Genomic DNA, 26,314 nt, shown 5'->3' with positions numbered 1-26,314 from the left:
CATTTCATCAGGTTATGTTAGTGACACCTTGAATGACACCTATCAGAAAGGTGTCATAGCGATGGTCAGGCATTGAAGGGGAGCAAAAAGGGTAGGTACTTCCGGCAGGGGGGCGGCTTGCGGGGGCATTGACTCCGCATAATTCGCGTTGTGCGCGGCCTCTAAAATCCAACTTTCTTATTCAGCCTGTAAAATCAATCAGTTACGCCAATGTTATCAATGGCATGGCGTGAAACTGCGTTATTTACATTGTAATCCGCTTACAGCGTACACGTAGGAATAATCCTAAAAACTCACAGGAACGGTTATGCCGGATTATGCCGGATTATTTGCAAGTATTCACGATTATAACCACTTGACTTTATTATAAAAAGTACACTTTGAGCACGTTGTATTCGGTGTTTAGCCTGGTATTCTTAACACATACCCAAGACAAACCCGGAGCGGCACAAATGACTGTTTTAGCACAACTGATTCAAGACGCGTTGAACCACCAGGGCGGCCACATCCGCACTGATGGCAATGGCGATATTACCCAAGTTATCCCGGTTACCCCGGCAGCGGTTCGCTATCTGAGCCTGAACGAAGTGCTGACCCCGAAAGGCGGCAGCCAGACCACCTTCAACGCAATCCTGGCGGAACGCAGCCTAGTTGCCCAAGCCGGTGCCACCATCATTAGCCAGCCTGGCCCGATGACTCAGACCGCCAACGCCAGCGTGACCATGAAGCAGGTAACTGACCGATTTGTTGTCATTGAGCCTGGCAAGTTCACCAAAGTTGCTGACGGCGCTGAATTGCAGGTTTCCGGCAAACCTTACCTAGTGGCCGCCTATGACAGCGCCAACGTGCCTTCATACGGCGTGGGCTTCACCCTGAGCCGCCAGCAGTTGAAGCACGAATTCCCTGATGACACCGTGCTGCGCGCCGTAAACAGCGCCATTGAACGCGGCATTGCCGACCTGGCTGACTTCATCCTGCTGGACCACCTCGCAACGGCCGGCCAGGTGCTGACTGACGCCACCTTTAAAGGGCTGGCCAAAGCAGCCGCCGCACGCGGCCTGCGCTGGGATGAAATCCGCGCCATCGTTGGCGGTGACTGCACCGGCCTGGAAGTGGACGGCGCTGGCATCCTGCGTGCCTTCGGTGCCCGTGCTGAAATCACCAACCAGACCACCAAAACCATTGTTGGCGCTTTCAACCGTGCAGCCATCGGCATTGACGATGAATTGCGTGTGACCGCCAAGCGCGTCCTTAACGGTGGCGTTGAAGTGCTGGTGTGGGCTAACGCCATGCCGCTAGTGCCTGACGCTACAGCGTTCTGGGTGGCCTGATTATGTTTGGCTGGGGTGCAAAAAAGGTAGCGGCTGAACAGGCCGCAATCCCTGCCGATGTGCTGGTGCTTATCGAGTCTGCCGCGCTGTATTCCCGGCCAGGCACTGACGAACAGGCCCGAATCATCGTGCAGCCAGAAGGGTGGTCAGGCTTCATGTTCAGCACTGAATCTGCTGAACGCTGGATGGTAAAAGCCTTCCCGGAACTGACCGCAGAACAGAAAACCCGCGCCGTAAACTACCTGGCCGCCCTGGTGCGTAGTCATCACCGTGAGCGCCAGCCGAAGCAGAAGCGCACCAACTGGATGAACCGGTGGCGTTATGAAGAAATTGAATGAAGCACGTCAGCTTGTGACTCTTCGCCTGGCACCAGACCTGGTGCGCCGCGTAGAGCGTGAGCAAACGAAACTGGAACGCAGAACAGGCATCCGCCCTTCACGTTCCGCAGTGATAGAAAAGTTTCTATCAACGGGGTTGACCGGCAAGTGATGGCCAAGAAAACGGGTTTTGCCGGTTCCCTGCGCCCCAAATAATCGGCCCAATTTAAAGAACTGCGTTCCTCAGATGCAGTGCTGGCCAGGTTTCCGGTCATCCTGGAATGTGAAAAACCGGACTATTTCATTCGTGCATTACCGGGTTGGTGGTCATCCCGGCCTCGGAAAACCACCACAAATTCAACAACAATTATTGTGAGCGGCTCACCATGACTACATTCAACGTTAACCTGATGGAAAACTTCAAAGGCGAAGCCAAAACGCTGGCTTGCGAAGCCAAGCGCCTGGAAGTCATCACCGAAAAGAATCCCATCTGTTCCGAAGCCGCAGAACTGCTGGCTGACATCACCGAACGCCTGAACACCCTGGGCCACATGGTGGATCGCATCAAGGAGGGCATGAAAGACGAGGCCGAAGCCCATTCCGCTGGACTGGTGCGCGCCGTTCGCCCTGTCAAAGTTTCCAGCCGTGCCCAACGCGTCAGCGCCGGTGAGCGCGCCAAACGCCAGGCGGTGAAGCGTGGTGCAACCCTTATCCGGGGTGCCTTCTGATGGAGAGAATGAACCCACAGCCAAAAACGGAAAATGGAATGTGGGATTCATTCGTTGAATTTGGGTTACCCAAAATCATGGTTATGAACACACAAGAGGAAATGGAAGAACAGAGAGAAGAAAGAAAGCGGCAGGCGCTGTTAATTGCAGCAGCGGCACTAAGGGCAGCGGGTGAATATACGCTGGCCGAAAACCTAATAAACTGACCTGAGATTTTTAATTATGGCCAATAGGAAGTTGAATGCCCAAATTACCATCGGAGGTGCTGTTTCCAGCAGCCTCCGTGGTGCGTTTGGCACGGTGAAGAAATCCACCGCTGATATTGGTAGCGCGCTTAAAAACCTGTCCAGCGAACAGCGGCAGTTGAATGAAGCGATGAAGCGCTACGGGCACAGCGCACCAGTGATGGAGCGCCTTAACGCGCGCTATTCCACCATTGTGGGCCAGGTGGAACGCCTGCGGAAAGCACAAGAGCGTTTAAACGCTGTCGAGCGCGCCAGCGCCGCCAACCTGGCCAAGCGGGCAGAACTGCGCGGCCAGATGCTGGACACGTTCGCCCTGGGCGCAGCGGTGGCAGCACCCATCAAGATTGCTGCCGATCGTGAAACCCACGCCATTGGCATTGCCAAACAGCTACAGGGCGCACGCGACGAAGCAGGCAAGCTAACGCCGGTATTCTGGCAGATGCGCAAGGCTGTGACCGACCTGGGCCACGAAATCCCGCTGGCCACTAATGACCTGTACGATATGGCCGCCGCTGGCCTGCGCATGGGCATAGCCAGCAAAGACATCCTGGGCTTTACCCGGAACACGGCCAAACTTGCATCCGCCCTGGAGCTTGACCCGTCACAGGTTGCGGAGCAGTTCGCCAAAATCGGCACCGTCTACAAACTGAGCCAGGACGAAATCGTTCGCTTGGGTGATGCCGTGAACTACCTGGACGACCAGACCACGGCGAAGGGTGGCGAAATCATTGACTTCCTGCAACGCGTTGGCGGTTCCGCCAGCCTGGCGAAGCTGACGGCGCAGGACATGGCAGCAATTGGCACCACGCTGATTAGCATGGGTGAATCTGCTGACACCGCTGGCACCTCTGTGCGCGCTCTTGTCTCCAAGCTGACGCTGGGCAACAAGAACACGAAGGCAGCCCGCGAGGCGTTCAAGGAAATGGGTTACACCGCCAATGAGGTGGGCAAATCCATGCAATTGGACGGCATCACCACCATTCAGAATTTCTTCAAAACCCTGGCTAGGATGCCTGCGGCGAAGCGTTCCGGCATCCTGGTGTCAATTTTTGGCCAGGAACACGTTGGGTCACTTGCCAAAATAGCAGACAACATCGGCGGGGTTACTGACGCACTGAAAATGGCCAAGGGCGAAATGTCCAAAGGCAGCGTGCAGAAAGAATTCCAGAACACTACCAGCACCACAGCGGCGCAAATGGTCATCCTCAAAAACCGGATGTCTGACGTGGCTGACAATATCGGCACCGTATTATTGCCGTCTGTGAATGATGCCGCCAGCGCCGTTGGCAAGTTCACAACTGTTGTGGCCAACTTTGCAGCCGAACACCCTGGACTTACCAAAGCCGTGGTGGGCACTGCTGTGGCGCTGACCTCACTGAAAGTAGCCACCCTGGCTGGCGGATATGCATTCACGTTCATGAAAGGTGGTGCATTACGCTTGGCTAGCGTTGTCGCCAAAGCGCGTGCTGAAATGACACTGTTGGCCACACGGGCATTGCCGCTGGTGGCCTCTGGATTCCGCACGGTTGGTGCTGCTTTTGTTTCAACCGGCATCGGCGCAGTGATTACATTACTAGCCCTGGGTGGACTGTGGATTTACCGCAATTGGGATCTAGTGAAAGCCACCATGAAGGGTGTTTGGTCTGGCCTGATGGATAACCTTGAACCAGTCAGGAAACGCTTTGCTGACCTGTGGCAAGAGTTGGGGCCGGTCAGGGACTTGCTTGGATGGGTTGGTGACAAAGTAAAAGGCGTTTACGGCTGGTTCAAAAGCCTGCTTGAGCCTGTCACCAGTTCAAAAGAAGAACTGAAAGGTGCCGGTGACGCTGGCAAAAGCATGGGTAAAGCGATTGCTGACGGCATCGAGTTTGCCACCAGGCCGGTTGAATGGCTGATTGACAGCATCAAGTGGCTGACAACCAACCTGCCATTGCTGGCTGATAAGGCGGTGCAGTTCAAAAACTTTGTGGCCGGTAACGCGTCACAGTCGTGGACTGACGCCAAGAACATGTTTGGTTCATGGGATGGTTTTAAGGCGTCCATTGGCCTGGGTGATGACAAAGCGCCACCATCAATGGCGCTGCCACCGGCACCGCAGATGGCAACCAACCGGGGCGCAGCGCCAACCATCACAACGAATGATAACTATGAAATTCGAGTGATAGGATCACCAGGCATGGACACCAAATCACTTGCCAGAGAAGTTGCAGTGGAATTAAGACAGCAGCAGAGTGTCAGGAATCGCAGCATGATGCCGGATGGCTACAGCACTCCATGATGTGTAACCTGGTGTGTAACCAAAACAGAAAGGGGCCAATAGGCCCCTTCTTTTTCAGTAACTTACAGCATGTTTTTAGTTCATGCCGTATTTTTTCAGTTTCTTACGCAGCGTACCGCGGTTGATACCCATCATCAGGGCAGCACGGGTCTGGTTGCCACGGGTATACTGCATCACCATGTCCAACAGAGGCTGCTCGACTTCAGCCAAAACCAGCTCATACAGGTCACTCACATCCTGACCATTCAGTTGAGCAAAATAGTTCTTCAGTGCCTGTTTAACCGAATCACGCAAAGGTTTTTGAGTTACCTGATCCTGTGAGTTAACGGTAGAAACGGTCAGTACGTCAGAATTTACGCGTTGTTCGAACATAGTTCTTTCAGCTCTTTATTTCGTTACGCAAGATTTTCGAAGTATGCCTCCAACGCCTCCAGCTGTTCGCTGGCATCCTCAATGGCGTTGAATGTGCGCCGAAACTGGTCATTTGGGGCATGTTCCTGGAGATACCAGGACACGTGCTTCCGCGCTATACGGTATCCCTTGCCTGGACCGTAAAAGTCGTGCAGCTCACGTATATGCGAAACAAGCAAACGCTTGACCTCTGCCAGTGGCAGCGGGGCAAGCAGCTCCCCAGTGTCCAGATAATGCTGGATTTCCCGGAAGATCCACGGTCTTCCCTGAGCAGCACGTCCTATCATCAAAGCGTCGGCTCCGGTGTAGTCGAGCACTGCTCTGGCTTTATGCGGGTCAGTTATGTCTCCGTTCGCGATAATCGGAATAGAGACACTCTGCTTAACTGTCCGAATGCTGTCGTATTCAGCGTCTCCGTTGAACAGGCAGGCACGAGTGCGGCCATGTATCGTCAAAGCCTGAATGCCACAACGCTCAGCCAATTGGGCAATCGCGACACAGTTTCTGTTTTCTGGATCCCAACCGGTACGGATTTTCAATGTGACCGGTACATCAACCGCATTTACCACGGCAGAGAGAATAGACTCGACCACGGCAGGATATTGCAGTAAGGCCGACCCCGCCATTTTGCGGTTCACCTTTTTGGCTGGGCAACCCATATTAATATCAATCACCTGTGCACCAGCATCGACATTAATACGTGCAGCCTGAGCCATCTCACTGGGATCACAGCCTGCAATCTGGACGGCACGAATGCCGGGTTCATCACTGTGCACCATGCGTAAACGAGATTTGTCACTGGCCCACACTTCGGGATTGGATGACAACATCTCAGAAACCGCCATTCCTGCACCCATCTCATGACAAAGCGTTCTGAAAGGCCTGTCTGTAATACCGGCCATCGGTGCCGCAATCAGTCGATTTCTCAGCTGGAGGTTTCCAATGCGCATGAAGTCGTAATGCCATACTGTGTCTGCAAGGCGGCGTATATTACGCATTTTTTTCTTAAGATGAAAGGCCAAACTTTGAACAATTCGCAAGAAAACTGCTTTTAGTCTGCTCTGACAAGGGTGTTATGGATAAATGACATTAAAAATCATGGAGTTATCCAGTTATGTTTATTTTGTGAACAAAGGTTTTTCCGACGAAGATTCGGCATTCGCCAGATAAAAAACGTCACATACCGTGATTAACGACACAACACGCCGTACAGACGGTTGACAAAAGCATAGCGATTGAGCGTGAAAGGCAGCGACGACCAGACAGGTTCGCTTTCATCTGTATGAGGAGAAGGTATACAGCCCTGCGACGTTCGCAGGGCTGAGTCTGACGCTCGCATCGTTTACGACGCTAAGCGTTTTTTACACCCGTAATCCGGCACCATTCTTCCTTAACGGCGACAGGGTCCAGCGCAAAGTGCATGGCATAAGCTTCACAGACACTCTCGGCCTGGCTTTCCAGCACGCCTGATAATCCCAGATGCCCGCCTGGTTTAGGCAGCACCCGGATAAGCGGCGCTAACTCACGCAGCGGTCCGGCAAGAATGTTTGCCACCACCACATCAGCCTGCAGGTTTTCCGGTTGCTGATGCGGCAGATAAAGAGACAGACGGTCCGCCACCCCATTGCGCTCGGCATTGTCGCGGCTGGCCTGAATCGCCTGAGGATCGATATCAATCCCAATGGCCTGCGCTGCACCCAGCTTTAAGGCGGCGATCGCCAGGATCCCAGAGCCGCAGCCAAAATCGATCACCGTTTTACCGTTCAGATCCAGACCGTCGAGCCACGTCAGACAGAGCGATGTGGTGGGATGTGTGCCGGTTCCGAAAGCCAGCCCGGGATCCAGCATGACATTGACGGCATTCGGATCGGGCACATCGCGCCAGCTCGGGCAGATCCACAAGCGTTCGCCAAAGCGCATAGGATGGAAGTTCTCCATCCACTCGCGTTCCCAGTCTTTGTCTTCGATCTGCTCGATCTTGTGGCGAAAATTCTCTCCCAGCAGTGGATGCTGTGAAAGTTCGGCAATGACGCCTTCCATGTCGCTTTCGGCATCGAACAACCCGATAACATCGGTATCGCCCCATAAACGGGTTTCCCCGGGCAGAGGTTCGTAGACGGGCGTGTCATGGGTATCCTGAAAGGTCACTGACACGGCACCGGTTTCCATCAGTGCATCGCTCAGCGCCTCTGCGTTGGCGCCAGAACTGTTAATTTTGATTTGAATCCACGGCATAACATCTCTCTTAATTCAGTGTTGTGGTGCGTTAACCACGGCGGGTAAACGCCCAAACAGATTGCCGACCAGGAACGCCAGCAGACTTAACAATAAGGAAGGCACGATGGGATGAAATCCCCACAGTTGCAGGCCCAGGGTTGCCAGAATGGCATAACAGCCTCCGCCCACCACCATCCCGCTGAGCGCGCCTGCGGCATTGGCGCGTTCCCAATATAACCCCAGAACCAGCGGCCACAGGAATACTGCCTCCAGCCCACCAAACGCCAGCAGGTTAAGCCAGATAATCATGTCGGGCGGATGCCAGGCCACGAACAGCAAAACGACACCCAGGGCAAATGTCACCGTGCCCGATAACATCCGCAGTCGTGGCTCATTGTCCAGTTGCTGAGGTGCGAGGCGTAAATACAGATCTTTAACCAGCGTAGCGGAAGCCTGCAACAGCTGCGCATTGATGGTCGACATGATCGCCGCCATCGGCGCCGCTAAAAACAGCCCTGCGGCCAGCGGCGGCAGGACGGTAATCATCAGCGTCGGGATAACCCGATCCGGCACGGTCAGATCGGGCAATATGGCACGGCCCAGCGCGCCTGCCAGATGCATTCCCAGCATCAGTACCACCACCACGATAGTGCCGAGAACAATCGCCCGGTGAACGGCTTTACTGTCCTTGTAGGAAATACAGCGGACAGCGGTATGGGGCAGACCGATAACGCCAAAACAGACCAGAACGATAAATGAGCTCAGGAACGTCGGCGTAATGATATCGCCCGGCCCCTCAGGAGACAGCAGTTTGGGATCAATCGCATGCAGTTTTTCTACAGCAGTGTGGATCCCTCCGGCATGGTGAATAATTGCAAACAGCAGCAAAAAGGTGCCAATCAGCATCACAATGCCCTGCATGGCATCGTTAAGCACGCTGGCCCGGAAGCCGCCAAATGCCGTATAAAGCGCGATAGTCCCACCGAAGATCAGTAATCCCGTGTCGTAGGGGATACCGGCTGCGGTTTCCAGCAGGCGTGCGCCACCGATAAACTGCACGGCCATCGCGCCCACAAAGGCAACGAGTAAACTCAGGCTGGCCAGGACCACCAATAGTGTGCTGCCATAGCGCGCATAGAGCATATCGTTAAGCGTGACCGCATTATGCTTACGCGCCAGAATGGCAAATTTCTTCCCCAGTACACCCAGTGAAAGCCAGACAGCAGGAACCTGAACCATGGCCAGCAGCACCCAGCCCAGACCATATTTATACGCTGCGCCTGGGCCACCGATAAAGGAGCTGGCGCTGATATAGGTGGTGGTGATGGTCATAGCCAGCACAAATCCGCCCATCGAACGGCTACCCAGAAAATACTCGGTCAGGAAATTTCCTTTGCGCTGTTTACGCATCGCAAAGACGGACAGACCGGCAATAACGACCAGATAAGCCAACAGTGGCAGGATGATTTCAGTGTTCATCTTCCTCCTCAAGAGACATCTCACGGAAGCGTGTACGGACCATTAGCCAGCACAGAAAAATGAACAGCAGAGGCGCAAAAATGCAGGAGAGCTCAAACCAGCGTGGCAAACCGGTTATGCCAACCGCATCGCCGCCCGACCAGGCGGAAATGCCCCAGACAGCCAGCCAGGCCAGCGTGAGACAGAGCGACCAGCGAGCCTCTTTGTGAGCCTGTAAAAAACGCGCGTCCATGATGTGACCTTAACGCCAGCGGGAAAAGAAAAAGGCCGGAATATCCGGCCTCAGACTAACTCAGCATTGCGATTACTTCTCGTGCAGGCCGAGTTTTTTCTCCAGATAGTGGATATTGGTGCCACCGTGCTGGAAGTTTTCATCGGACATGATTTTCATCTGCAGTTCGATGTTGGTTTTGATGCCGTCGATAATCAGCTCCGCCAGCGCGTTTTTCATACGGGCAATGGCGATATCACGGGTTTCACCGTAGGTGATGAGCTTTCCGATCATGGAATCATAATACGGCGGCACGCTGTAACCCGCATAAATATGGGATTCCCAACGCACACCAAAACCACCCGGTGCATGGAAACGGGTAATCTTACCAGGGCTTGGCAGGAAGGTGACCGGATCCTCGGCGTTGATACGGCATTCAACCGCATGACCGCGAATAATCACATCTTCTTGCTTGATTGACAGCGGCTGGCCAGCAGCAATACGCAGCTGCTCTTTAATCAGGTCGACGCCGGTGATCATTTCGGTGACCGGATGTTCAACCTGAATACGGGTGTTCATTTCAATGAAATAGAACTCGCCATTCTCGTACAGGAACTCAAACGTCCCTGCGCCGCGATAGCCGATATCGATACAGGCTTTAGTACAACGCTCACCGATGAATGAACGCAGCTCTGGCGTAATGCCCGGTGCTGGCGCTTCTTCCACGACTTTCTGGTGGCGGCGCTGCATAGAACAGTCACGCTCGCCCAGATAGATGGCGTTGCCCTGGCCATCAGCCAGTACCTGGATTTCGATGTGACGTGGATTTTCCAGATACTTCTCCATGTACACCATGTCGTTGTTGAAAGCCGCTTTGGCTTCCGCTTTCGTCATGTTGATGGATTGTTCCAGATCTTTGTCGCTGCGCACAACGCGCATACCACGACCGCCGCCGCCGCCGGAGGCTTTAATGATGACCGGATAGCCGATGCGCTTGGCGAAGGCACGGTTTTTTTCCATGTCATCGGTCAGTGAGCCATCGGAGCCAGGTACGGTCGGCACGCCAGCTTTCTTCATCGCCGTGATGGCCGACACTTTATCGCCCATCAGGCGGATGGTGTCAGCTTTTGGGCCCACAAAGATAAAGCCAGAGCGCTCAACCTGCTCAGCAAAATCCGCGTTCTCAGACAGGAAGCCGTAGCCAGGGTGAATCGCCACCGCGCCGGTGATTTCTGCAGCAGAGATCAACGCCGGGATGTTGAGATAACTTTTGACCGACTGTGCCGGGCCGATGCAAACCGTTTCGTCTGCCAGCAGCACGTGTTTCAGGTCACGGTCCGCGCTTGAGTGAACAGCGACAGTCTTAATGCCCAGTTCTTTACAGGCACGCAGAATGCGCAGTGCAATCTCACCGCGGTTAGCAATAACAATTTTATCCAGCATGGTTCGCCCCGTTATTCGATGACAACAAGTGGCTCGTCAAATTCTACCGGTTGACCACTTTCGACCAGAATGGCTTTAACAACGCCAGATTTGTCGGCTTCGATCTGGTTCATCATTTTCATGGCTTCAACGATGCACAGCGTGTCACCGGCATTGACTTTCTGGCCCACTTCCACAAAGGCTTTCGCATCCGGGCTTGGTGTGCGGTAGAAGGTACCGACCATCGGTGAACGTACGATGTGACCACTGATTTCTGCTGGTGCAGCTTCTGCGACAGCGGCAACAGGTGCCACGGCGCTCGCCAGTGCCGGTTGCTGAGCAACAGGCGCAGCATAAGCCTGCTGCATCATCGGATAACCAGTGTTTGCAGGTGCACGACTGATACGAACAGACTCTTCACCTTCGGAAATCTCCAGCTCAGAAATGCCAGATTCTTCAACCAGTTCGATCAGTTTTTTAATTTTACGAATATCCATGAATGGGGTTCCGTACTCAGTTTGATTAATTAGTATGAGACAGGCGCTTTACTGCCGTTTGTAATGCCCACGAGTAGCCATCGGCGCCAAGCCCACAAATAACGCCCGCAGAGACATCAGAAAAATAGGAATGTTGGCGGAAGGGCTCGCGGCTGTGCACATTTGACAGATGAACTTCGATAAAGGGAATGTCCACTGCTAACAGCGCATCACGAAGTGCGACGCTGGTGTGCGTAAACGCGGCAGGATTGATGATGATATAATCCACGTTGCCTTTTGCCTCATGAATGCGATCAATGAGCTGATATTCAGCATTGGACTGCAAATGGCTTAACGCTACATTCAACTGGTCTGCCTGCTGCACCAGACGAGAAACGATCTGATCCAGCGTGACGTCCCCGTATTTTTCAGGCTCGCGCGTTCCCAACAGATTAAGGTTGGGACCGTTCAAAAGCAGAATATGTAATTTATCGGCCATCTTGCTGCCATCTCCCGCAATCATTGAGGCATCGCGTAAAATACCTTGCCGCTTTCCATTTGTCACCCGTCACGGTGAAAAAGAAGCGTCTAATCGCAATAAAGCCGGCCATTATATCCGTTTCGTGGCATTTCGCAGCAAAATACTGGTCTTATCTGCGAAGTTGATCGGATGCGGTCCGGAGACCGCATTTTTGCAGACGATAGCGGGGAAAAGAGCGGTTAACGCGGCCACCACTTAATGAACTTTTTGTAGCGCCAGGCTAACAGGACCAGAGCTAAAAGCGCATAAATAATGGGTTGCGGCGAAAGGATTTTGACTGACCAGAGATAATGGACAGGTGCCAGGATCGCGACCAGATAGATCAGGTTATGCAATGTTTGCCACCGTTTGCCGAGTTTACGCTGCATGCGCTGGAAAGACGTGACGGCCAGCGCCAACAAGATAAACCAGGAGAGGATCCCCAGCGTCAGATAGGGCCGGGAAATCAGCTCACTGCCCAGCAGGCCGATGTTATTTATTCCCAGCTCCAACAGGTAGTAGCTGGTCAAATGCAAACTGGCCCAGAAAAATGTCCAGATCCCCAGCAGGCGTCGGGTCCGAATGAGCAGGGGTTGTTTTATCAGGCGCGTTAAGGGCGACACCAGCAACGTAGCCAGCAGCAGTTTCAATGCCGTTCGGCCGGTAAAATGCTGGATATCCTTTGCCGGGTCGGCGCTCAGTCCACCGTGCATCGCGGCCATGATCAAATAAACCAACGGCAGGAACGCAGCCAGATGCAACAGGACTTTAAGCCAGCCGATCTGCTTTATTGTCAGGCGCACTCAATAATTCTCCCGCAAATCCATGCCGCGATAGAGCGAGGCAACCTGATCGGCATAACCGTTGAAGAGTAACGTGGGCTGACGATCCACATTAAAGCTACTGCCCGGACCAATAAAACGTTCGGTCGCCTGTGACCAGCGTGGATGGTTCACATGGGGATTCACGTTGGCATAGAAACCATACTCATTGTCGGCAATCTGATTCCATGTCGTTGGCGGTTGATCGTGAGTGAGCGTAATTTTCACAATGGACTTGATGCCCTTAAAGCCATATTTCCACGGAACCGTCAGGCGAATCGGCGCACCATTCTGCGGCGGCAGCGCTTTACCGTATACGCCCGTTGTCAGAATCGTAAGCGGATGCATCGCTTCATCCAGGCGCAAACCTTCTACATAAGGGTAATTGAGCCCGCCGCCAATAAACCGGTCTTTTTGCCCTGGCATCTGATCGGGCGCGTACAGCGTCTGGAAGGCGACGAAGCGGGCTTTGCTGGTGGGTTCTGCCAGCTTCAGCAGTTTATTTAGTTCAAATCCGATCCAGGGAACGACCATCGACCAGGCTTCAACACAGCGCATGCGATAGATTCGTTGCTCCATCGCGAAGCGCTTAAAAATATCATCCATGTCCAGCGTCACGGGCTTAGCCACTTCGCCCTCAATCGTCAGTTTCCAGGGATTGGTTTTTAGGGTACCGGCGTTCGCCGCAGGATCGGCTTTATCCAGACCAAATTCGTAGAAATTGTTGTATCCGGAAACTTTATCGGCGGGCGTTAAGGGCAGGTTAGCCTGGTACTGGGCGGGTTTGGTAAAGTCAAGCGGACGGCCTGCGGGGGCAGCAGGGCGGTCGTTGCCTTTGAACCAGCTCAGGATATCAGCATTCGCCATGCCGGGAAGGCCCATGGCCGCGGCACCCAGCCCCAGCGTCTGAAGCACCCGACGACGGTTCATATTAAAGATGCTTTCTGGCGTTACATCTGCTTCGGTCAGGCTTTTAGTCGGCTTCATCGTTTTTCTCCAGGCGCGATAGTCTCAACCAGCATGATGACTATTACTTATGCTGGCGAATTTCGCTGCAAAAATGTGAAATTTCCTGGCTTCGCTCTCAAATGGGAATCCACTGAAAAATGTAGAATCAGGCGCTGTGAGATCTTCTCAGCGGTATACTTCGCCTTCACGCACAACGCCACTGTTGCCAGACGACATTTGTGTTATTTTGCTCAAATTTCTTCCGGCTGCCGTGCAGCGCCAGCGTGATCCGGCGACAACCGAAGTGAAACAGGCACAGGGATGCGATTAACGACCAAACTTTCTGCATTTATTACACTGATTAGCGTACTGGCAATGGTTTTAATGCTGGTGGGTTGTGCTTTTAGTGTTTTCTGGCTCACGCATCAGCGCGTCGAAAGTCGCGTACAGGTGCTGGCGACCGAAGTTGATAACGTCTTGCTGAGCCAGCCTCCCGATGCGCTCAAGGCCTGGCTGGCCCCGATGTTGCCTGTTATTAACGCGGAGCAACTTTCTCTCTATAACGGTCGCCAACCTGTTTTTACGCTGTCCCGCCATGAAAATCAGATGCTCGAGCACGAAAAAAACCGCTATATCCATTTTGACATTGCGCTAATGCACCAACCGGGAATGCGGCTCCAGTTGACGATTCTCGATCCTGCACAAACCTGGCTACGCTCGATACCTGCGACTTATACCCTTGTCGCCCTCGTGCTGGTTGTACTGATTATGGCGGTGATGCTGTCCATCATCCATCGCTGGCTGGTGCGTCAATGGCGCGGGATGGAACACCTGGAAAGTCGTTCGGCATCGATTCTTGCTGGCGAGCGTACCTTCTTCCGCCAAAAGCAGCGTGATGAGTGGCCGCCCAAAGCCAGTCGGGCGATCGATCAGCTTCTGTCAGATTTACAGGAAGCCGGCGAGCAGCGCGTTCGCATTGATACGTTAATTCGTACCTTTGCTGCGCAGGATGGCCGAACCGGGCTGAATAACCGGCTTTTCTTCGATAATCAGTTGGCCACCTTGCTGGAGGACCAGGAAGATGTCGGGACACACGGCGTGGTCATGATGATCCGCTTTCCTGAGCTCGACACGCACGATCACTCGCTTGGACCGGTGCTGGTTGAAGAGTACCTGTTTAACGTCGTCAATATGCTGTCCACTTTTGTCATGCGTTATCCCGGCGCGCTTCTTGCGCGTTATTTTCGCAGCGATTTTGCGGTATTGCTGCCGCACCGCAGCCTGAAAGAGGCCAACAGCATCGCTGACCAGTTAATTAATGCCGTTGATGCGTTACCTCCTATGCGCATGGTGAACCGTGACGACTTTATTCACATTGGTATCAGCGCCTGGCACAGTGGCCAGACGGTGCCGCAGGTAATGGAAAATGTGGAGATGGCGACGCGACGGGCAACGCTGTCCGGTGGCAATAACTGGTCAAACGGCGCGGGCAATCCGCAGGATGCCGGGCGCGGCAGTGTTCGCTGGCGCACTTTGCTGGAAAATACACTCAGTCGCGGTGGGCCGCGGCTCTATCAGAAACCTGCCGTGGACCGTGAGGGCAAGGTTCGTCATCGTGTCATACTCAGCCGCATCTTTGATGGTGATAAAGAAGTGCTGTCGGCTGAATACATGCCACTGGTGCAGCAGCTTGGCATGGTAGAGAGCTGGGACAGGCAGATGGTGTTGCGCATTGCCGCTTTGTCAGAGCTGTGGCCTGAAGAAACACTGGTTATCCCGGTCAGTATCGACTCTCTGTTAAAGCGTCCCTTTGTCGTCTGGTTGCAGCGAATGTTGCTGGCCTGCCCAAAAAGTCAGCGAAAACGATTTTTATTTGAACTTGCGGAAGGGGATGTTTGTCAACACATCAGCCGTTTGATTCCGGTGTTGCATTCGCTCCAGGCATTTGGCTGCCGGATTGCTATCAGTCAGGCAGGACTGACGGTAGTCAGTAGCGCCTATATCAGGCAACTGCCGGTCGCGTTAATCAAGCTGGATGCCGGCCTGGTGCGCAACATTGAGCGCCGTACTGAAAATCAGCTGTTTGTGCGGAGCCTGCTGGACGTCTGCAAGCCGACCGGTACCCGGCTTTATGCGGCAGGCGTTCGCACAAAAGCGGAGTGGCAAACTCTGGTCGAATTAGGGGTTGAAGGCGGGCAGGGCGACCTGTTTTCACCTTCTCAGCCGGTCAACAGTAATGTGAAAAAGTACTCGCAACGTTACCAGATTTAATCGTTTGCCTGAATTCGCCGGTTTTACGCCAGCTTTTAGTGAATACAGGACAACAAACAGGCAGAATAGAGCGCCTGAAATGTTAGATTTTATGTCGGAGTAAAGTTAAGAAAATTCTTTAACAAGCAGCTCTGATAGCGTGATATCGCTGTTCCGCTCGTGTGCGAAACAGCTGTAAATGATTTAATGCGAATGTCGCCTAATTTTTCACCGAAGCAGAACGTTTTTGCGCCTTGTGGCAGCTTCGTGTGGTTGGTAAAGTAAGCGGATTTTATTTTCCGCCTCCAGCTTGCAGGATTATCCCTTAGTATGTTTAAAAAATTTCGTGGCATGTTTTCCAATGACTTGTCCATTGACCTGGGTACCGCGAACACCCTGATTTATGTAAAAGGACAAGGCATCGTGCTGAACGAGCCTTCCGTAGTGGCTATTCGCCAGGATCGTGCCGGCTCACCTAAAAGTGTAGCGGCCGTTGGTCATGACGCCAAACAGATGCTAGGCCGTACACCGGGCAATATTGCAGCTATTCGTCCTATGAAAGATGGCGTTATCGCCGACTTCTTCGTGACCGAGAAAATGCTGCAGCACTTCATTAAGCAGGTTCACAGCAACAGCTTTATGCGCCCAAGTCCGCGCGTGCTGGTATGTGTGCCTGTCGGTGCCACGCAGGTTGAGCGCCGCGCAATCCGCGAATCTGCCCAGGGGGCGGGTGCACGTGAAGTGTTCCTGATTGAAGAACCTATGGCGGCCGCCATTGGCGCTGGCTTACCGGTTTCTGAAGCGACCGGGTCAATGGTAGTCGATATTGGTGGCGGTACCACTGAAGTTGCCGTCATTTCTTTGAACGGCGTAGTTTACTCTTCTTCCGTGCGTATCGGTGGTGACCGCTTCGATGAAGCCATCATTAATTATGTGCGCCGTAATTACGGTTCACTGATTGGTGAAGCCACAGCGGAACGTATCAAGCATGAGATCGGCTCTGCTTACCCGGGTGACGAAGTGCGTGAGATCGAAGTGCGTGGTCGTAACCTGGCAGAAGGTGTGCCACGCGGCTTTACCCTTAACTCAAATGAAATCCTTGAAGCCCTGCAAGAGCCGCTTACCGGAATTGTGAGTGCAGTAATGGTCGCGCTGGAACAGTGTCCGCCAGAACTCGCCTCTGACATTTCCGAGCGTGGCATGGTTCTGACGGGCGGTGGTGCGCTGCTGAGAAATCTGGATCGTCTGCTGATGGAAGAAACAGGCATTCCTGTTGTCGTCGCGGAAGATCCGCTGACCTGCGTTGCGCGCGGCGGCGGTAAAGCCCTGGAAATGATCGACATGCATGGCGGCGATTTATTCAGCGAAGAATAATGGCCTCAACCGGCTGAGACCGTCGTAACAGTGCGCAGGGAGTAGCGTGTAAACCGGCGCTGCGTGCATCGGTATGATGTGTCCAGCCCAGGAAAGTGCGGTACGTCCGTACTTTCTTACCTTGTAGTCGAGGAACACGCAGATTATATGAAGCCGATTTTTAGCAGAGGCCCTTCTCTGCAATTGCGTCTCTTTCTGGCGGTGATTGTGGCGATTGCCATCATCATCGCAGATAGTCGCGTGAGTTCATTTACGCAAATACGCAACTATCTGGACACATCGGTCAGTCCGTTTTACTTCCTGGCCAACGGCCCGCGTCAACTTCTGGATGGCGTGTCAGATACGCTGGCTTCACGCCAGCAGCTTGAGCTGGAAAATAAAGCGTTACGTCGGGAGCTGTTTCTGAAAAACAGCGACCTGCTCATGCTGGGGCAATACAAGCAGGAGAATGCACGCCTGCGCGAATTGCTGGGTTCACCTCTGCGTCAGGACGAGCATAAGATGGTGACCCAGGTGATCTCCACCGGTACCGATCCCTATACCGATCAGGTCGTGATTGATAAAGGCAGCGCCAATGGCGTATATGAAGGTCAGCCGGTCATCAGTGATAAAGGGGTTGTGGGCCAGGTCATCGCTGTCGGTCAGTTTACCAGCCGCGTTCTGCTCATTTGTGATGCATCACATGCGCTACCCATTCAGGTACTGCGTAATGATATTCGTGTCATTGCGGCGGGCAATGGCTGTACGGAAGATTTACAACTGGAACATCTGCCAGGCAATACCGATATTCGCGTGGGCGATGTGTTAGTCACCTCAGGCTTAGGTGGCCGCTTCCCTGAAGGCTATCCTGTCGGTGTCGTGTCCTCGGTAAAAGTGGATACGCAACGCGCTTATACCGTGATTCAGGCACATCCTACTGCGGGTCTGCAACGTCTGCGCTATTTGCTGCTGCTTTGGGGAGCCGATCATAATGGTGATATGCCTATGGCGCCTGATGAAGTGCATCGGGTCGCGAACGAGCGCCTGATGCAAATGATGCCGCAGGTGCTGCCGCCTGCCGGCGAAATGGGGCCGCCTGCGCCCACCACACAGACTACCACACCCGCTTCGGGCAGCAGCGAAAGTCGTTCGCAGGATGCCGCTTCCCGCTCACGCGGAGGCCAGAATTGAGTCGATATCGCAGCCAGGGACGATGGGTGATCTGGCTGTCCTTTCTGATGGCGTTTATTCTGCAAATCATGCCATGGCCGGAACAGATCTATATGTTCCGGCCATCGTGGCTATTATTGATTCTGGTGTATTGGGTGCTGGCGCTGCCGCATCGCGTGAATGTGGGCAGCGGTTTTCTGCTGGGGGCGATTATGGATTTAATCGCCGGTTCGACGTTGGGCGTTCGCGCACTGGCGCTCAGCATTATCGCCTATCTGGTTGCGTTTAAATTCCAGTTATTCCGTAACTTAGCATTGTGGCAGCAGGCGTTAATGGTTATGGTGCTGTCATTAGCAATGGATGTGATCGTCTTCTGGGCAGAGTTTCTGGTGATCAACGTCTCATTCCGCCCTGAAATTTTCTGGAGCAGTGTTGTCGACGGGATTCTCTGGCCGTGGCTATTCTTATTGATGAGAAAGATCCGCCGTCAGTTCGCTGTTCAATAAGGAAATTTATGGTAACCCTGTATCTGGCCTCCGCGTCTCCCCGCCGACGTGAACTGCTGAGCCAGCTTGGCATCACCTTCGAGCGTCTTGTCACTGATGTTGAAGAGCAACGTCAGCCCGGTGAAACGGCGGAGGGCTATGTTCGACGCCTGGCGCATGACAAAGCTAAAGCGGGCGTCACGGTTGCCCGGCAAGACTTACCGGTGCTGGGTGCCGACACCATCGTGGTGCTCAATGGCGAGGTGCTGGAAAAGCCCCACGATGCCGACCATGCCAGCGCGATGCTCAGTAAACTCTCGGGAAAAACGCATCAGGTCATGACGGCTATCGCGCTGGCCGATCGTCAGCAGGTGCTGGACTGTCTGGTGGTCACCGAGGTGACGTTTCGTAACTTAACCGCACACGACATCAATGAGTACATCGCCACAGGTGAACCTATGGATAAAGCAGGCGCTTACGGTATTCAGGGAAAGGGCGGAAACTTTGTTCGTAAAATCAATGGAAGTTATCACGCAGTCGTCGGATTACCGTTGGTTGAGACCGCGGAACTGATCGACCAGTTCCAGTCACTGCGTGCCGTAAGGGGTTAACATGACGGCAGAACTACTGGTTAACGTTACGCCTGCTGAAACGCGCGTCGCCTACATTGATGGCGGTATCCTGCAGGAAATTCACATTGAGCGCGAAGCCCGGCGGGGCATCGTCGGTAATATTTACAAAGGGCGCGTCAGCCGGGTTTTGCCTGGCATGCAGGCGGCATTTGTGGATATCGGGCTTGATAAAGCGGCCTTCCTGCATGCGTCCGACATCATGCCGCATACAGAATGCGTTGCGGGCGACGAAAAGAAAAATTTCGTGGTACGTGATATCGCGGAGCTGGTGCGTCAGGGACAGGATCTCGTGGTGCAGGTGGTGAAAGATCCCCTCGGCACCAAAGGCGCGCGGCTAACCACAGATATCACGTTGCCCTCGCGCTACCTGGTGTTTATGCCCGGCGCTTCACACGTTGGCGTTTCACAACGCATTGCCAGTGAAAAAGAGCGTGAACGGCTTAAAGCCGTCGTGGCCGACTACTGTGACGACCTGGGCGGTTTCATCATCCGCACCGCCGCGGAAGGCATTGGCGAAGAAGAGCTGGCGCAGGATGCTGCGTTTCTGAAACGGCTCTGGACCAAAGTCAGCGAGCGGAAAAAGCGCAATCAAACCCGTTGTCTACTCTATGGTGAGCTGGCGCTGGCGCAGCGTATTCTGCGCGATTTTGCGGGCGCAGCGCTGGATCGCATTCGTGTCGATTCGCGCCTGACCTGCGATCTCCTCAAGGAATTCACCAGCGAATACATCCCGGAGATGTCCAGCAAGCTCGAGCTTTACAATGGAAAACAGCCCATCTTTGATCTGTTTGATGTTGAGAACGAGATTCAGCGCTCACTGGAACGTAAAGTTGAACTGAAATCTGGCGGATACCTCATCATCGACCAAACTGAAGCGATGACGACAATCGACATCAACACCGGTGCCTTTGTCGGACACCGAAACCTTGATGAAACTATTTTTAACACCAATGTGGAAGCGACACAGGCGATCGCCCGCCAACTGAGGCTACGTAACCTTGGCGGCATTATCATTATCGACTTCATTGATATGAGTAATGAAGATCATCGCCGTCGCGTGCTGCATTCGCTGGAAACCGCACTCAGTAAAGACAGAGTGAAGACGGGCATCAGCGGGTTTTCCGCCTTAGGGCTGGTGGAAATGACGCGCAAGCGTACGCGCGAAAGTATCGAACACGTGCTGTGTGAGGATTGCCCGGTGTGTAAAGGGCGCGGCACACTGAAGACCGTCGAAACGGTGTGCTACGAAATTATGCGTGAAATTGTTCGTGTTCATCATGCTTATGATTCTGACCGTTTCCTGGTCTACGTGTCGCCGACGGTGGGCGAAGCGTTGAAAACGGATGAGTCCCATGCGCTGGCGGAAGTGGAGCTGTTTGTCGGCAAGCAGGTAAAGGTGCATGTTGAAGCGCTCTATACTCAGGAACAGTTCGATGTGGTCATGATGTAGTGCTGGCCGGTCAGGCTCACGATGTCTGGCCGCACATTTTAGGGTAAAATGTGGCCCCATACCGCTTATGTCATAAGACGCCGGGTATGAGCAGCAACCATCCGTCGTTAACGGTAGACAAGGAGAGGTGTGAGTGAGGCAGTTGCCAAGAGTGATGTTACTGCTGCTCGCGACAGTCATTGTGATTGTGGCGCTGCTGGTCAGTGCGCTGCGTCTGGCGATGCCGCACCTCGATAACTATCGTAGTCAGGTCTTAGAGTTTGTTTCTGACGTCAGCGGTGCCAATGTTAACGCCAGCCAGCTGAAGGGCAAGTGGGAAAATTTTGGGCCCACGCTGCAAATCCGTGACCTGAACGTGGACATGAAACAAACGGGGACGCTCTCGATCGCGCGTATTACCGTTGCGCTGGACGTCTGGCAGTCATTGCTCCACTGGCGCTGGCAGTTCCGCGATCTGACTTTCTGGCAGTTGCACTTTAACAGCACTCAGCCTCTCCTGACCAGTGACAACGAGAAGCACAGCTTCAGGCTCACCCAGATCAACGATCTGTTTTTACGCCAGTTCGATCACTTCGATCTGCGCGACAGCACGATTGGCTTTATCACGCCATCCGGTCAGCATGCTGAACTGGCTATCCCTAAACTCACCTGGCTGAACGAACATACCCGACATCGCGCAGAAGGTGAGGTCAGCCTGTCGAGTTTTACCGGACAGCACGGTGTTGTGCAGGTCCGTCTCGACCTGAACGATAACGAAGGCTTACTCAACGACGGTCGCATCTGGATGCAGGCTGATGACGTGGATATGCGCCCCTGGCTGGGCCGCTGGGTGCGGGATAACACCCGTCTGGACAGCGCCCGGTTTAGCCTGGCAGCCTGGGTCACTCTGCGTGATGGTGATATCTACGCTGGCGACCTGCTGTTAAGTCAAGGCGGCGCAAGCTGGCAGGGCGAGAGCGGCCCCCATACTCTCAACGTTGATGGTCTGACGGCGCACCTTTCGCGTTATAAAAATGGCTGGGTGGTAACGGTGCCGCAAACCAAACTCAGCACAGACGGCAATGCGTGGCCTGCTGGTCATTTTTCGCTGTTCTGGCAACCGCAGGACGAGCAGATGCTGGGCAGCAACAGCGAGGCCGAAGTCCGCGTTCGTGCGACGCAGTTAGCATTAGATCGCATCGCGCCGCTGGTGCCGCTTTTTGCGCCTCTCTCACCTGCGCTGTTTGATAACTGGCGTGCATTGCGGCCGCGGGGCACGATTGATGGGCTTGCGTTAGATATTCCCTTAGCACAACCCGAGCAGACCCGCTTTCAGGTAAAGTGGCGTGATTTTAGCTGGCAGTACTGGAAGCTGGTTCCCGGCATCAGCCATCTTAATGGTGAGGCGACAGGCAGCCTGAACGATGGGCAAGCCGCAATTGCGATGGGGCAGGCTACGGTGCCTTATGGTGATATGTTCCAGGCACCGCTGGAGATCAAACAGATCACCGGCAACCTTAACTGGACGCAGGATAAGCAGGGGCTGACGCTGGCGGGTCACGACCTTGACATTCAGGCCCGTTCCCTTTGGGCGCACGGCGATTTCCGCTATCAGCAAAACAGTGATGCGCAACCTCAACTGAATATTCTGGCCGGCATTAACGTCACGAACGCTGGTGATGCGTGGCGCTATTTTCCGACACCGATAATGGGCCACTCGCTGACACACTATTTAAGCGGTGCGATTAAAGGCGGCAAGGTCAGTAATGCCACGCTGCTGTTTAACGGTAATCCAGCGCTTTTTCCCTTCCAGCACAACGACGGGATGTTCCAGGTTTGGGTGCCGTTACGCCAGGCAACCTATGCGTTCCAGCCGGGCTGGCCCGATCTCAGCAATCTTGATATCGATCTTAACTTCCTGAATGACGGCCTGTGGATGAATGCGCCACTGGCGAAACTGGGTGAAGTCGATGCCCGCAATGTCAGCGCTGTCATCCCGGATTATCTGAAGGAAAAGCTGATTATTAATGGCGATATCAGCGGTGACGGGCAGCAAATCGGTGAGTACTTCCAGCACACGCCGCTCAAATCGTCGCTGGGAGCGGCACTGGAACAGCTCCAGGTCAAAGGCCTGACCAAAGGTCATCTCAAGCTGGATATTCCATTGAATGGCAAAGATGTTCACGCCAGCGGGGATGTGCAGATGAATAACAACAGCCTGCATATCAAACCCCTGAATACCACAATGACCCATTTGACGGGGCAGTTCCGCTATAACAACGGCAATCTCGAAAGCGATACGCTGCAGGCCAACTGGTTTGGACAGCCGATTGATGTCAGCTTCACGACGCAGGAGAATCCTGACGATTTTGGCGTGAACGTCAAATTACAGGCGGACTGGCAACTGGCAAAAATCACTGACATACCCCGACAGATTAGCAGCCAACTGGCCGGTCATCTTCCGTGGCAAGGTGAGGTAAACGTCACCTTGCCTCACAAGGGCGGTGCGCATTATGCCGTGCAACTCAAAGGAGACGGTAAGGAAGTAAGTAGTCGCTTACCTCCACCACTCGACAAAAAGGCTGGCGAGAGCCTGCCGGTTACCGTTAATGCAAACGGCGACTTAACGCATTTCGATCTGAGCGGCAGCGTTGACGAGCGGCACCGGTTTAACAGCCGCTGGCTGCTGGAGCCCACGCTGCGCGTTGAGCGAGGCATCTGGCTTAACGACACCAAAACCACACCGGCGCTGCCGGATCGTTCAGGCATGGTGCTGAATTTGCCTGCGCTCGATGGCGAAGCCTGGGCGGCACTCCTGATGGCGGGCGAAGGCGGAGCGGCCAGCCCGTCGGGTGAGCATAAGGTGGGCGGGGCAACGTTGCCAGGCAATATTATCTTACGTAGCCCCGCTGTCAGTCTGGCAGGGCAAGAGTGGCATGACGTGGATACCACCGTCACCCAGGAAATGGGCGGTAAAACCCAGGTGAAGGTTAATGCCAAAGAGTTACGTGGTCAGCTTACGACCTCGCCGTCAGCAGCGTGGCAGGTTGCTCTGGATTATCTTTATTACAATCCCGACTGGCAGGGCGCTGACGGAAAAAATACCGCGGCTTCGCCACTGGGGCAAAAAAGCGATCAGATTGACTTTAGCAAGTGGCCTGCGGTGCAGTTTCAGTGTGCAGAATGCTGGTTGATGGGACAAAAATACGGGCGCGTTTCCGCCGGGCTGCAACCTAAAGGAAGTACGTTAGCACTTACTAATGGCTTGGTGGATACAGGCAGTTCGCGTCTGAATATTCAGGGCGAATGGGTTAACCGGCCCAACGACCAGCGTACCTCGCTGAAAGGCACCTTGCAGGGCAGCAATATCAATAACGCAACCAACTGGTTCGGCGTAAATACGCCATTACGCGATGCACCTTTCAAAATTAACTATGACCTGCACTGGCGCGCTGCACCCTGGCAGCCATCAGCGGAAACGCTGAGCGGCACACTGAAAACACACTTTGGTAAAGGCCAGATAACGGATGTGGATACCGGTGCGGCGGGGCAGATTTTGCGCCTGCTCAGTTTTGATGCACTGCTACGTAAACTGCGTTTCGACTTCAGTGATACTTTTAAACAGGGTTTCTATTTCGATTCAATTAATGGTACCGCCTGGATTGAAGATGGCGTCATCCGTACTGATAACCTGTCAGTCGATGGGCTGGAGGCGGATATCGCCATGCAGGGCAATATGGATCTTGTGAAGCGACGGATTGATATGGAAGCCATAGTTACCCCGGAAATTTCCGCCTCCGTTGGTGTCGCCACCGCGTTCGCGATTAACCCGGTCGTCGGGGCCGCGGTATTTGCGGCCAGTAAAGTTCTGGGGCCGCTCTGGAGTAAAATTTCTGTGCTGCGCTATCACATCAGCGGCCCGCTCGATAAGCCCAAAATTGACGAGGTTATGCGTAAGCCACGCGAAACCTATAACAAGTGATATTTGACGGCGTAACATAATTGCCTCAGGCTATGAATATCCGAGCACATATTGAGTGAGAAACGATGACTCTGAATCTGGTAAGTGAGCAGTTGCTAACTGCTAACAACATTAATCAGCAGGACCTTTTTTCCCTGTTAGGGCAGCTTTCAGAACGTCGTCTGGACTATGCCGATCTTTATTTTCAGTCCAGCTTCCATGAATCCTGGGTTCTGGAAGATAAAATCATTAAAGATGGTTCCTACCATATCGATCAGGGCGTGGGTGTCCGCGCCGTCAGCGGCGAAAAAACCGGCTTCGCCTATGCCGATCAGATCACAATGAATGCCCTGCGTCTGTCATCAGAAGCGGCCCGCAGCATCGTACGCGAGCAGGGGAATGGCAAGGCGCACACGCTGTCAGCCGTCGTCAACCGCGCGCTCTATGCGCCTGTCGATCCGCTTGGCAGCCTCAGCCGTGAAGACAAAATCGCCCTGTTACATCGTGTTGACCAGGTTGCGCGGGCTGCTGACCCACGGGTTCAGGAAGTGAATGCCAGCCTGACCGGCGTATATGAGCAGGTCCTGGTGGCGGCAACCGATGGTACCCTGGCCGCCGATGTGCGTCCGCTGGTGCGTCTGTCCATCAGCGTTCAGGTGGAAGATCAAGGCAAACGCGAACGGGGTACCAGCGGTGGCGGTGCGCGTACTGGTTACGCGTTTTTCCTCGCTGATGAAAATGGCGATGTGCGCGCTGATGCCTGGGCACGCGAAGCGGTACGCATGGCACTGGTCAATCTTTCCGCAGTGGCTGCGCCTGCAGGCGCTTTACCGGTGGTGCTGGGGGCGGGCTGGCCAGGCGTGCTGCTGCATGAAGCCGTAGGTCATGGTCTGGAAGGAGACTTCAATCGCCGTGGAACCTCCGTTTTTAGCGGTAAGATGGGCCAACTGGTGGCGTCTGACCTCTGTACGGTGGTTGATGATGGCACGATCGAGGGATTACGCGGTTCACTGGCTATTGACGATGAAGGCGTACCCGGACAGTACAACGTACTGATTGAAAATGGCGTATTGAAAGGCTACATGCAGGACAAGCTGAATGCCCGGCTGATGGGCGTGAATCCTACCGGAAACGGTCGTCGCGAATCTTATGCGCACCTGCCAATGCCTCGTATGACCAACACCTACATGCTGGCGGGTAAATCGACGCCGCAGGACATTATTGAAAGTGTGGAATACGGGTTATATGCGCCTAATTTTGGTGGCGGCCAGGTCGATATTACGTCGGGTAAATTTGTGTTCTCCACGTCCGAAGCCTATCTGATTGAGAAAGGCAAAGTCACCAAACCGGTAAAAGGGGCGACATTGATCGGCTCCGGTATTGAGGCAATGCAGCAAATCTCTATGGTTGGCAACGATCTGGCGCTCGATAAAGGCGTTGGCGTGTGCGGTAAAGAAGGCCAGAGTCTGCCGGTTGGCGTGGGCCAGCCTACGCTCAAGCTGGACAAGCTGACTATCGGCGGCACCGCCTGATTAGCCTGACAAACCCGCCTGCTGGCGGGTTTTTTTAGTGCGCTACTATTACATCCTGAAGGCGCCACATTCAGTAAACGCTGGCGCGATTTTCCTGT

24 protein-coding genes are annotated in these 26,314 nt (G+C 53.9%); 14 read left to right on the top strand and 10 right to left on the bottom strand.

Annotation, left to right across the window (positions count from 1 at the left end):
* Positions 1–452: 452 nt before the first annotated feature.
* The 6 genes from G5574_RS11420 to G5574_RS11395 all read left to right on the top strand — a co-directional run bounded on the left by G5574_RS11420 (position 453) and on the right by G5574_RS11395 (position 4,899).
* Complete coding sequence (locus tag G5574_RS11420) at positions 453–1,331, top strand: hypothetical protein (RefSeq protein WP_164482635.1); 879 nt, start codon at positions 453–455, stop codon at positions 1,329–1,331.
* Between the two features lie 2 nt (positions 1,332–1,333).
* On the top strand, positions 1,334–1,669 hold the full coding sequence (locus G5574_RS11415) for a hypothetical protein (protein WP_164482634.1): 336 nt from the start codon (positions 1,334–1,336) through the stop codon (positions 1,667–1,669).
* Entirely contained in the window at positions 1,653–1,820 is a 168-nt protein-coding gene (locus G5574_RS11410; protein WP_164482633.1) for a hypothetical protein, read from the top strand. The genes G5574_RS11415 and G5574_RS11410 overlap by 17 nt, the downstream gene beginning before the upstream one ends.
* Positions 1,821–2,034: 214 nt before the next feature.
* Positions 2,035–2,376, top strand: a complete 342-nt coding sequence (locus tag G5574_RS11405; RefSeq protein WP_164482632.1) for a hypothetical protein — start codon at positions 2,035–2,037, stop codon at positions 2,374–2,376.
* Positions 2,376–2,582 carry a hypothetical protein gene (locus G5574_RS11400; RefSeq protein ID WP_164481809.1) on the top strand — a complete coding sequence of 69 codons (207 nt, stop codon included), beginning with the start codon at positions 2,376–2,378 and terminating at the stop codon, positions 2,580–2,582. The genes G5574_RS11405 and G5574_RS11400 overlap by 1 nt, the downstream gene beginning before the upstream one ends.
* A 16-nt stretch (positions 2,583–2,598) precedes the next feature.
* Complete coding sequence (locus tag G5574_RS11395) at positions 2,599–4,899, top strand: phage tail tape measure protein (protein WP_164482631.1); 2,301 nt, start codon at positions 2,599–2,601, stop codon at positions 4,897–4,899.
* A gap of 75 nt (positions 4,900–4,974) precedes the next feature.
* On the opposite strand, the gene fis is transcribed toward G5574_RS11395, so the two are convergent.
* The 10 genes from fis to msrP all read right to left on the bottom strand — a co-directional run bounded on the left by fis (position 4,975) and on the right by msrP (position 13,443).
* Positions 4,975–5,271, bottom strand: coding sequence for a DNA-binding transcriptional regulator Fis (fis, locus tag G5574_RS11390; protein ID WP_003855228.1), 297 nt, complete (start codon positions 5,269–5,271; stop codon positions 4,975–4,977).
* Positions 5,272–5,294: 23 nt separating this feature from the next.
* Complete coding sequence (gene dusB / locus G5574_RS11385; protein WP_033740115.1) at positions 5,295–6,260, bottom strand: tRNA dihydrouridine synthase DusB; 966 nt, start codon at positions 6,258–6,260, stop codon at positions 5,295–5,297.
* Between the two features lie 400 nt (positions 6,261–6,660).
* Positions 6,661–7,545, bottom strand: a complete 885-nt coding sequence (gene prmA / locus G5574_RS11380; RefSeq protein WP_033740074.1) for a 50S ribosomal protein L11 methyltransferase — start codon at positions 7,543–7,545, stop codon at positions 6,661–6,663.
* Positions 7,546–7,560: 15 nt separating this feature from the next.
* Positions 7,561–9,006, bottom strand: a complete 1,446-nt coding sequence (panF, locus tag G5574_RS11375) for a sodium/pantothenate symporter (RefSeq protein WP_033740073.1) — start codon at positions 9,004–9,006, stop codon at positions 7,561–7,563.
* Positions 8,996–9,238 carry a YhdT family protein gene (locus tag G5574_RS11370; protein WP_033740072.1) on the bottom strand — a complete coding sequence of 81 codons (243 nt, stop codon included), beginning with the start codon at positions 9,236–9,238 and terminating at the stop codon, positions 8,996–8,998. Before G5574_RS11370 ends, panF begins: the two co-directional genes overlap by 11 nt.
* Before the next feature lie 72 nt (positions 9,239–9,310).
* On the bottom strand, positions 9,311–10,660 hold the full coding sequence (accC, locus tag G5574_RS11365) for an acetyl-CoA carboxylase biotin carboxylase subunit (RefSeq protein ID WP_039341728.1): 1,350 nt from the start codon (positions 10,658–10,660) through the stop codon (positions 9,311–9,313).
* 11 nt (positions 10,661–10,671) lie between these two features.
* Entirely contained in the window at positions 10,672–11,136 is a 465-nt protein-coding gene (accB, locus tag G5574_RS11360) for an acetyl-CoA carboxylase biotin carboxyl carrier protein (RefSeq protein WP_033740068.1), read from the bottom strand.
* 25 nt (positions 11,137–11,161) lie between these two features.
* Positions 11,162–11,614, bottom strand: coding sequence for a type II 3-dehydroquinate dehydratase (gene aroQ / locus G5574_RS11355; RefSeq protein WP_033740114.1), 453 nt, complete (start codon positions 11,612–11,614; stop codon positions 11,162–11,164).
* 221 nt (positions 11,615–11,835) lie between these two features.
* On the bottom strand, positions 11,836–12,438 hold the full coding sequence (gene msrQ / locus G5574_RS11350) for a protein-methionine-sulfoxide reductase heme-binding subunit MsrQ (RefSeq protein WP_164482630.1): 603 nt from the start codon (positions 12,436–12,438) through the stop codon (positions 11,836–11,838).
* Entirely contained in the window at positions 12,439–13,443 is a 1,005-nt protein-coding gene (gene msrP, locus G5574_RS11345; protein WP_033740066.1) for a protein-methionine-sulfoxide reductase catalytic subunit MsrP, read from the bottom strand.
* A 282-nt stretch (positions 13,444–13,725) separates the two neighbouring features.
* Here msrP and csrD point away from each other — a divergent pair, with 282 nt between their 5' ends.
* The 8 genes from csrD to tldD all read left to right on the top strand — a co-directional run bounded on the left by csrD (position 13,726) and on the right by tldD (position 26,216).
* On the top strand, positions 13,726–15,675 hold the full coding sequence (gene csrD, locus G5574_RS11340; protein ID WP_110268752.1) for an RNase E specificity factor CsrD: 1,950 nt from the start codon (positions 13,726–13,728) through the stop codon (positions 15,673–15,675).
* A 309-nt stretch (positions 15,676–15,984) separates the two neighbouring features.
* Positions 15,985–17,028, top strand: a complete 1,044-nt coding sequence (gene mreB, locus G5574_RS11335) for a rod shape-determining protein MreB (RefSeq protein WP_003855260.1) — start codon at positions 15,985–15,987, stop codon at positions 17,026–17,028.
* Positions 17,029–17,175: 147 nt separating this feature from the next.
* Positions 17,176–18,198 carry a rod shape-determining protein MreC gene (gene mreC, locus G5574_RS11330; protein WP_006120977.1) on the top strand — a complete coding sequence of 341 codons (1,023 nt, stop codon included), beginning with the start codon at positions 17,176–17,178 and terminating at the stop codon, positions 18,196–18,198.
* Positions 18,195–18,683, top strand: a complete 489-nt coding sequence (gene mreD / locus G5574_RS11325; protein ID WP_006120976.1) for a rod shape-determining protein MreD — start codon at positions 18,195–18,197, stop codon at positions 18,681–18,683. The genes mreC and mreD overlap by 4 nt, the downstream gene beginning before the upstream one ends.
* Before the next feature lie 8 nt (positions 18,684–18,691).
* Entirely contained in the window at positions 18,692–19,273 is a 582-nt protein-coding gene (locus tag G5574_RS11320) for a Maf family protein (protein WP_006120975.1), read from the top strand.
* 1 nt (position 19,274) lies between these two features.
* Positions 19,275–20,744 (top strand): ribonuclease G, encoded by a 1,470-nt coding sequence (gene rng, locus G5574_RS11315; RefSeq protein WP_033740062.1) that lies wholly within the window; start codon positions 19,275–19,277, stop codon positions 20,742–20,744.
* 133 nt (positions 20,745–20,877) lie between these two features.
* Positions 20,878–24,705 (top strand): AsmA2 domain-containing protein YhdP, encoded by a 3,828-nt coding sequence (gene yhdP, locus G5574_RS11310; RefSeq protein ID WP_164482629.1) that lies wholly within the window; start codon positions 20,878–20,880, stop codon positions 24,703–24,705.
* A gap of 65 nt (positions 24,706–24,770) precedes the next feature.
* Positions 24,771–26,216, top strand: coding sequence for a metalloprotease TldD (gene tldD, locus G5574_RS11305; protein WP_006120972.1), 1,446 nt, complete (start codon positions 24,771–24,773; stop codon positions 26,214–26,216).
* The last annotated feature ends 98 nt before the right edge of the window (positions 26,217–26,314 follow it).

This window comes from Pantoea stewartii, assembly GCF_011044475.1.
GTDB classification, from domain to species: domain Bacteria; phylum Pseudomonadota; class Gammaproteobacteria; order Enterobacterales; family Enterobacteriaceae; genus Pantoea; species Pantoea stewartii.
The sequence above is the reverse complement of the archived record's forward strand: the minus strand, read 5'-3'. Positions and strand labels throughout refer to the sequence as shown.

Bases quoted from the DNA above. Each gene is read 5' to 3' on its own strand.
- G5574_RS11400 (WP_164481809.1), top strand. From the start codon at position 2,376: ATGGAGAGAATGAACCCACAGCCAAAAACGGAAAATGGAATGTGGGAT.
- G5574_RS11320 (WP_006120975.1), top strand. From the start codon at position 18,692: ATGGTAACCCTGTATCTGGCCTCCGCGTCTCCCCGCCGACGTGAACTG.
- dusB (WP_033740115.1), bottom strand. From the start codon at position 6,260: ATGCGCATTGGAAACCTCCAGCTGAGAAATCGACTGATTGCGGCACCG.
- tldD (WP_006120972.1), top strand. From the start codon at position 24,771: ATGACTCTGAATCTGGTAAGTGAGCAGTTGCTAACTGCTAACAACATT.
- prmA (WP_033740074.1), bottom strand. From the start codon at position 7,545: ATGCCGTGGATTCAAATCAAAATTAACAGTTCTGGCGCCAACGCAGAG.
- msrP (WP_033740066.1), bottom strand. From the start codon at position 13,443: ATGAAGCCGACTAAAAGCCTGACCGAAGCAGATGTAACGCCAGAAAGC.
- G5574_RS11395 (WP_164482631.1), top strand. From the start codon at position 2,599: ATGGCCAATAGGAAGTTGAATGCCCAAATTACCATCGGAGGTGCTGTT.
- panF (WP_033740073.1), bottom strand. From the start codon at position 9,006: ATGAACACTGAAATCATCCTGCCACTGTTGGCTTATCTGGTCGTTATT.
- G5574_RS11405 (WP_164482632.1), top strand. From the start codon at position 2,035: ATGACTACATTCAACGTTAACCTGATGGAAAACTTCAAAGGCGAAGCC.
- accB (WP_033740068.1), bottom strand. From the start codon at position 11,136: ATGGATATTCGTAAAATTAAAAAACTGATCGAACTGGTTGAAGAATCT.
- G5574_RS11370 (WP_033740072.1), bottom strand. From the start codon at position 9,238: ATGGACGCGCGTTTTTTACAGGCTCACAAAGAGGCTCGCTGGTCGCTC.
- mreC (WP_006120977.1), top strand. From the start codon at position 17,176: ATGAAGCCGATTTTTAGCAGAGGCCCTTCTCTGCAATTGCGTCTCTTT.
- mreB (WP_003855260.1), top strand. From the start codon at position 15,985: ATGTTTAAAAAATTTCGTGGCATGTTTTCCAATGACTTGTCCATTGAC.
- G5574_RS11420 (WP_164482635.1), top strand. From the start codon at position 453: ATGACTGTTTTAGCACAACTGATTCAAGACGCGTTGAACCACCAGGGC.
- G5574_RS11410 (WP_164482633.1), top strand. From the start codon at position 1,653: ATGAAGAAATTGAATGAAGCACGTCAGCTTGTGACTCTTCGCCTGGCA.
- csrD (WP_110268752.1), top strand. From the start codon at position 13,726: ATGCGATTAACGACCAAACTTTCTGCATTTATTACACTGATTAGCGTA.
- aroQ (WP_033740114.1), bottom strand. From the start codon at position 11,614: ATGGCCGATAAATTACATATTCTGCTTTTGAACGGTCCCAACCTTAAT.
- rng (WP_033740062.1), top strand. From the start codon at position 19,275: ATGACGGCAGAACTACTGGTTAACGTTACGCCTGCTGAAACGCGCGTC.
- accC (WP_039341728.1), bottom strand. From the start codon at position 10,660: ATGCTGGATAAAATTGTTATTGCTAACCGCGGTGAGATTGCACTGCGC.
- fis (WP_003855228.1), bottom strand. From the start codon at position 5,271: ATGTTCGAACAACGCGTAAATTCTGACGTACTGACCGTTTCTACCGTT.
- G5574_RS11415 (WP_164482634.1), top strand. From the start codon at position 1,334: ATGTTTGGCTGGGGTGCAAAAAAGGTAGCGGCTGAACAGGCCGCAATC.